This is a genomic window from Mesorhizobium sp. M0152 (genome assembly GCF_040322415.1).
Taxonomy (GTDB): Bacteria; Pseudomonadota; Alphaproteobacteria; order Rhizobiales; family Rhizobiaceae; genus Mesorhizobium.
In genome coordinates this window covers 25,751-32,163 of sequence record NZ_JAMYTH010000049.1, presented here as the reverse complement: position 1 = coordinate 32,163, position 6,413 = coordinate 25,751, and the positions used below count along the sequence as shown (strand labels likewise).

5 protein-coding genes are annotated in these 6,413 nt (G+C 64.2%); 3 read left to right on the top strand and 2 right to left on the bottom strand.

Annotation, left to right across the window (positions count from 1 at the left end; translation table 11 throughout):
- Nucleotides 1-305: 305 nt before the first annotated feature.
- Together NKJ26_RS29670 and NKJ26_RS29665 are read right to left on the bottom strand one after the other, a co-directional pair.
- Complete coding sequence (locus tag NKJ26_RS29670; protein ID WP_352699067.1) at nt 306-1,802, bottom strand: FAD-linked oxidase C-terminal domain-containing protein; 1,497 nt, start codon at nt 1,800-1,802, stop codon at nt 306-308.
- Between the two features lie 271 nt (nt 1,803-2,073).
- On the bottom strand, nt 2,074-3,396 hold the full coding sequence (locus NKJ26_RS29665) for a DUF3422 family protein (RefSeq protein WP_352699065.1): 1,323 nt from the start codon (nt 3,394-3,396) through the stop codon (nt 2,074-2,076).
- A gap of 208 nt (nt 3,397-3,604) precedes the next feature.
- Here NKJ26_RS29665 and NKJ26_RS29660 point away from each other — a divergent pair, with 208 nt between their 5' ends.
- Genes NKJ26_RS29660 through NKJ26_RS29650 form a run of 3 tightly spaced genes read left to right on the top strand, consistent with a single transcriptional unit; the run spans nt 3,605 to nt 6,378 of the window.
- Nucleotides 3,605-4,408, top strand: coding sequence for a FadR/GntR family transcriptional regulator (locus NKJ26_RS29660; protein WP_352699063.1), 804 nt, complete (start codon nt 3,605-3,607; stop codon nt 4,406-4,408).
- 22 nt (nt 4,409-4,430) lie between these two features.
- Nucleotides 4,431-5,567: an alpha-hydroxy acid oxidase gene (locus NKJ26_RS29655; protein WP_352699061.1), complete on the top strand. Its 1,137-nt coding sequence runs from the start codon at nt 4,431-4,433 to the stop codon at nt 5,565-5,567.
- Between the two features lie 37 nt (nt 5,568-5,604).
- Nucleotides 5,605-6,378, top strand: coding sequence for a metallophosphoesterase (locus tag NKJ26_RS29650; RefSeq protein WP_352699059.1), 774 nt, complete (start codon nt 5,605-5,607; stop codon nt 6,376-6,378).
- The last annotated feature ends 35 nt before the right edge of the window (nt 6,379-6,413 follow it).

The following is a 6,413-nucleotide window of genomic DNA, read 5'->3' as shown; positions in this document are numbered from 1 at the left end:
GGTTTCATTTGGGGGGGCGCTCGCCTGCGCCCTCCCAGGGGGGGGTTGTTTGGGCGGGTGATCCCCGCGCCACGGAGAGGGGGCAAAGCTGGCGCTGATTACTAGTGCGGGAACGCCGCGATCCTTCGCGCCCCCCTCTGTCCTGCCGGACATCTCCCCCTCGAGGGGGGAGATTGGCAGCTTCGTCGCTTCGCTCCTCCGCCAACGCTGGAGATTGGCGAAACCCGGCGCGGCATCCAATCTCCCCCCTTGAGGGGGAGATGTCCGGCAGGACAGAGGGGGGCGTTCAGGCGCTGACATAACCGTCAAAACCTCGGAATGTCCGGAAACGCCAACTCTCCCCGATGCACATGCATGCGCCCCAGTTCCGCGCAGCGGCGCAGTTGCGGAAAGACCTTGCCTGGGTTGAGCAGATGGTTGGGGTCGAAGGCGCATTTGACACGCATTTGCTGGTCGAGGTCGATCTGGCTGAACATTTCCGGCATCAGGTCGCGCTTCTCGACGCCCACCCCGTGTTCGCCGGTCAGCACGCCACCGACCTTGACGCAGAGCCGCAAGATGTCGGCACCGAAGCTTTCGGCTTTGTCGAGTTCGCCCGGCACGTTGGCATCATAGAGGATCAGCGGATGCAGATTGCCGTCGCCGGCGTGAAAGACATTGGCGACGCCGAGACCATATTTCTCCGACAGCTCGCGCATGCCAGCCAGCACGCGTGGCAGTTCCTTGCGCGGGATGGTGCCGTCCATGCAGTAATAATCGGGCGAGATGCGGCCGACCGCGGGAAACGCCGCCTTGCGGCCGGCCCAGAAGCTCAGCCGTTCCTGCTCCGATTGCGATATGCGGCACGTGGTCGAGCCGTTGCGGATGGCGATCGCCTCGACCGCGGTTATGAGATGGTCGACCTCGACGCCCGGACCGTCGAGTTCGACGATCAGCAGCGCCTCGACATCAAGGGGATAGCCGGCATGGACGAAATCTTCCGCCGCGTGGATCGCCGGCCGGTCCATCATCTCCATGCCGCTCGGAATGATGCCGGCGCCGATAATGTCGGCCACGCACTGGCCGGCCTGCTCGCTGGTCGGGAAGCCTATCAATAGCGCACGGGCGGTCTCCGGCTTCTTCAGGATGCGCACGGTAACTTCGGTGACCACGCCGAGCAGCCCTTCCGAACCGGTCATGACGCCGAGCAGATCATAGCCTTCCGCGTCGAGGTGGGAGCCGCCGAGCCGCACCACCTCGCCATTCATCAGCACGATCTCGATGCCGAGCACATTGTTGGCGGTAAGGCCATATTTCAGGCAGTGCACGCCGCCGGAATTCTCCGCGACATTGCCGCCGATCGAGCAGGCGATCTGGGAGGATGGATCGGGGGCGTAATAAAAACCCTCCTGCTCGACGGCGGTGGTGATGCCGAGATTGGTGACGCCTGGCTGGGCGACGACGACGCGATTGGGGAAATCAATCTCGAGGATGCGGTTGAAGCGGCTCATGACCAGCAGCACCGCGTCTTCCAGCGGCAATGCGCCGCCGGACAGCGAAGTGCCTGAGCCGCGCGGCACGACGCGGATGTTGCGGTCGTTGCAATATTTCAGCACCCGGGAAACCTGCGCCACCGTCTCGGGCAGCACCACCACCAACGGCAATTGCCGGTAAGCGGTCAGGCCATCGCTCTCGAAGGCGCGCATGGCGTTCGCCGCGTCGACGACGCCCTCGCCCGGCACGATGATGCGCATGTCGGCGACGATCTCGTCGCGCCGGCGCATCGTGGCGTCGTTTGGTTTCGGCATGGCAAGGCCGGACATCAGCAGCCTCGTTTCGCTTGACTGGTCAAAATCTTTTACCAGTGAAGCGCGGCGGTTGCAAATGCTGCGGCGATGGCGGCGACGAGCCGAACTGGTCCTGGCTTCCGCAGCGGCAATCTGCCGCTATTCACCCTCTCCCTTGTGGGGAGGGTCGCGAACGAAGTGAGCGGGGTGGGATCAGCGCGGCGCTTTACCCCACCCCGTCTCACGATCTCCGCTTCGCTGCGATCATGAGCCAACCCTCCCCACAAGCGCGAGGGCAAAGGCGCGCCTACTCGCCCGGATGTTTCGCCGGCTCGGAGTGCATCCGGCGCACGCGGCGCACGCCCCACCAGACCAGCAGGATGGCGGCCGGTACCGAAGCGGCGGTGACGACTTCCGGCGCGAAGGCGTGGCCGAAGATCGAGGCGCCTTTGGCGACGTAGCCGATGAGGCCGACCACATAGTAGGAAACGGCAGCGACCGAGAGGCCTTCGACGGTCTGCTGCAGACGCAGTTGCAGGCGGGCACGGTTGTTCATCGAGGCGAGCAGGTCGCGGTTCTGCTTCTCGACCTCGACATCGACCCAGGTGCGCAGCAGCGTCGTGGTGCGGGTGAGTTTTCGCGACAGATTGGCCTGGCGCTCCTCGACCGAGCGGCAGGTGCGCATGGCCGGCGCTACGCGTCGCTGCAGGAACCCGCCCCAGGTATCGTAGCCGGGCACGGCTTCTTCCTCGAGCGCTTCCAGCCGCTCGCCGACGATGCCGTCATAGGCACGGCTGGCGCCGAAGCGGTAGAGGCTTGAGGCCGCGTCCGCTTCCAGCTCTGCGGCGAGTTCGGTAAGGTCGGCAAGCAAGGTCTGGCTGTCGCGGGTCTCGGCGACCTTCATCTCCAGCGTGGTCTGCGCCAGCCTGTCCTCGATGCGGCGGGCACGGCCGGACAAGGTCAGCGCCAGCGGCAGGCCAAGCATGGCGAGGGTGCGGTAGGTTTCGATGTCGATCAGCCGCTGCGACAGTGCGCCGGTGCGCGCCGGCGTCAGGCCGCGATCGAGCAGCAGCATGCGGGTCATCCCGTCGCCGTCCTGGCGGAAGTCGGTGACGATGGCTGCGTTGCCGCGCTCGACAAGCGAGTAGCAAAGGCTGGTCGGATCGAAGCCGGCGATCAGCCTCTCGCTAACCTGCGTCCATTTGCGGATTTCGAGCCTGATGCCCGAGATGACGGCGCCTGGCGGGGAAAAACCGTTGCCGAAGGGCGTCTCTTCCTGCGTCCTGCCGCTTTCGGAGAGCGGGCCCTCCCACAGATACGTCGAAAATTCCGTATGCCGCTCCCAGCGCAGCGAGCCCTTGCCCCATTTCATCGCGTGGTGGCGGGCCTGGCGATCAGGCGCGGCGATGCCGAGACGCCGTGACAGTTCGGAGAGCACGGCCATGTCGACGCCGGAACCGCCCTCGGTCATGAAGGCGAGTTGCACCAGGACGCGCGGCTTTTCGATCAGCGGATGCGGCCGGGCATGGACCTCCCCCAGTGCGCCGGGCCGCCCCTCATGCGCTGGAAAACCCATGACGCTGCCCTTGGAGCGCGGCTGGAACTCAAGACTGGACGGGTCGTCTGACACGGCTTGTTCCCCGGGTTTCTCTGAACCCTCTTACATTGCGTCGCTCTAGGGCCAATCGCCAGATGACGCAAACAGCAAAGTTTAGCCGAAGACGATATGGCGTCTCGCGGCGAACCGACACGCTTCGATCAATTGGATAAATAATTTGACCAGTTGGTGACCCCGGCTTTATCCTGCACGACACCAGTTCACCCTTCCAGGCACTCTGTTGAGCGACATTTTCTCCAGGATAGAGCATTCGCGCACCGCCGACGAGGTGGTGCAGCAGATCGAGGGCCTCGTCCTCGAAGGCGTGCTGCGCACCGGCGATCGATTGCCGGGTGAACGCGAGCTTGCACGCCAGTTCGAGGTGTCTCGCCCGATCCTGCGCGATGCGCTGAAGGTTCTCGAAGGGCGCGGTCTGCTGACGACACGGCCAGGTGGCGGCACGCATGTCGCCGATATCATCGGACAGTTATTCACCAAACCGGTGGCGGATTTGATCACGACGCACCGCAAGGCGGTGGCCGACTATCTGGAATACCGCCGTGAGATCGAAGGCGTGGCGGCCGAATACGCGGCGCGGCGCGCGACGCCGGAGGATCTGGCCCTGCTCGATCGCATCATGGCGCGCATGGACGAGGCACACCGCACCGGCGATTTCGACGACGAGGCCGAGATCGACGTCGAATTCCATCACGCGATCTGCGAATGCGCGCACAATATCCTGCTCCTGCACACGCTGCGCTCCTGTTACCGGCTGCTGTCGGAAGGCGTGTTCCAGAACCGTCTGCTGGTGTTCACAGTGCCCGGCGCGCGCGAGGCGCTGCTTGCGCAGCACAAGGCGATCCACGCGGCGGTGAAGGCCAGCGACCCGGTCGCCGCCCGGCAAGCCGCGATGGACCACATGATCTATGTCGAGCGCTCGATGGCCGAAGCCGAGCGCAGCGGCGACTGGCAGCGCGTGTCGCGGTTGCGGCTCAGGCAGCGCTCGGAAGCCGGCGAGATCGAACCCACACGCAGACGCTCCTAGAATTGACTATGCGGGGACCAGCATGAGCGACATTCTCACCATCGCCGACCTCAAGGCCCTCGCGCGCCGGCGCGTGCCGAGGATGTTCTTCGACTATGCCGACTCAGGCGCATGGACCGAGAGCACCTATCGGGCTAACGAGGAAGACTTCCAGAAGATCAAGTTTCGCCAGCGCGTGCTGGTCGACATGAGCAACCGCTCGCTGGAATCGACCATGGTCGGCCAGACTGTGGCGATGCCCGTAGCCCTGGCGCCGACCGGCCTGACCGGCATGCAGCATGCCGATGGCGAGATGCTGGCGGCGCAAGCGGCAGAGGAATTCGGCGTGCCGTTCACCTTGTCGACGATGAGCATCTGCTCGATCGAGGATGTCGCCTCGGTGACCAAGAAACCGTTCTGGTTCCAGCTGTACGTGCTGCGCGACAAGGATTTCGTGCTCGATCTGATCGACCGGGCGAAGGCGGCGAAGTGCTCTGCGCTGGTGCTGACGCTGGATCTGCAGGTCCTCGGGCAGCGTCACAAGGACATCCGCAACGGGCTTTCGGCGCCACCCAGGATGACGTTGGCCAACCTTGTCGACATGGCCATCCGGCCGCGTTGGTGCCTCGGCATGGCCGGCACGCCGCGCCGCACCTTCCGCAACATAGTCGGGCACGCCAAGGGCGTGGGCAATGTTGCCTCGCTGTCCTCATGGACGGCGGAACAGTTCGATCCGCAACTGTCGTGGAAGGATGTCGCCTGGATCAAGGAGCGCTGGGGCGGCAAGCTGATCCTGAAAGGCATCCTCGACAAGGAGGACGCGCTGATGGCAGCCAACACTGGCGCCGATGCGATCGTCGTTTCCAACCATGGCGGACGCCAGCTCGACGGCGCGTCGTCTTCGATCATGGCGCTGGAGGAAATCGCCGATGCGGTCGGCGACAGGATCGAAGTGCATATGGACGGCGGCATCCGCTCCGGCCAGGATGTGCTCAAGGCGCTCTGCCTCGGCGCCAAGGGCACCTATATCGGCCGACCATTTCTCTATGGCCTGGGTGCGCTCGGCAAGGAAGGGGTTACCAAGGCATTGGAAATCATCCGCAAGGAGATGGACATCACGCTGGCGCTGTGCGGAAAGCGTCTGGTCACCGACATGGGCAAGGACCAGCTCCGGCGATAGGGTCCGTGACATACTGACCACGGAGACAAGCGAAAAGTTGGCGGAACCCGGCATTCATTTTCTGGACGCACGCGGCCCGGACGGCATGCGTCTCTACGCGATCGGCGATGTGCATGGGCGGCTCGATTTGCTGGTTGCCATGCACAACCAGATCAAGGCCGAGATCGAGCGGGACCTCGTCGCGGACTGGCGCGTCATACACCTCGGCGACTATGTCGACCGCGGACCGGACTCCAAGGGTATCATCGATTTCCTGATCGAGGCGAAAGCGCGTGATCGGCGCCATCTGATGCTGGCCGGCAATCACGACATCGGCTTTCTCGATTTTCTGAAAACTCCCGACCCGGAAGGGCTTTTCATCCGCTTTGGCGGCATCCAGACGGCGCTGTCCTATGGGGTGGCGATCAGTGAAGGAACCAGCGTGTGGTTCGGCAGGGCCGAGACGGCGGTGCGCAAGGGACACCAGGCCCTGCTCGAAGCCGTGCCGCAGGGCCACGTCGATTTTCTGCGATCGTTGCGGTTCTCAGCGACTTTCGGCGATTTCTTTTTCTGCCATGCCGGCATCCGGCCCGGCGTTGCGCTGGAACGACAGAACCTACAGGACCTGACCTGGATCCGCGATGTTTTTCACGATCACACGGGTCTCTATGCGAAAATCATCGTGCATGGCCACACACCGGTGCCGGAGGCGGAGGTGATGGCCAACCGCGTCAATGTCGACACGCTCGCCTGGCAGTCAGGCATGCTGACTGCGCTCGTCGTCGACGGCACGGACAAACGGATCCTGACGATGACCATCAAGGAGGCTTGAGCGCCCCGGTCCCCTTGAGCGTCCCGCGCCCGTTT

Excerpts from the sequence above, each read along its gene's own strand:
- NKJ26_RS29670 (WP_352699067.1), bottom strand. The coding sequence starts at position 1,802 with ATGTCCGGCCTTGCCATGCCGAAACCAAACGACGCCACGATGCGCCGG.
- NKJ26_RS29655 (WP_352699061.1), top strand. The coding sequence starts at position 4,431 with ATGAGCGACATTCTCACCATCGCCGACCTCAAGGCCCTCGCGCGCCGG.